The sequence below is a fragment of the Achromobacter sp. SIMBA_011 genome, from assembly GCF_046535435.1.
GTDB lineage: Bacteria > Pseudomonadota > Gammaproteobacteria > Burkholderiales > Burkholderiaceae_B > Achromobacter > Achromobacter dolens.
Window position 1 is genome coordinate 1 of the sequence record NZ_JAWRWN010000890.1, and the last position, 252, is coordinate 252.

The window sequence follows — 252 nt, forward strand, 5'->3', positions numbered from 1 at the left end:
CGGCGCCGGCGTGACCAGCATCGCCGCGCTGAAGGGCAGGAAGATCGGCGTGCCGTTCGTGTCGACGTCACATTTCCATACGCTCGTCGCGCTGCAGGCCGCCGGCGTGAATCCGAACGACGTGAAGATCGTCAACCTGCGTCCGCCCGAGGTCGCGGCCGCCTGGACGCGCGGTGACATCGACGCGACCTACATCTGGGATCCGGTGCTCGCGAAGGTCAAGCAGTCGGGCACCGTGCTGACGACGTCGGG

The 252-nt window shown here is 67.9% G+C and carries 1 protein-coding gene; it reads left to right on the forward strand.

The genetic code is table 11. The features are described 5' to 3' along the window. A partial coding sequence (locus tag SB816_RS33575) for an ABC transporter substrate-binding protein (protein WP_410548449.1) occupies positions 1 to 252 on the forward strand: 252 nt, incomplete at both ends.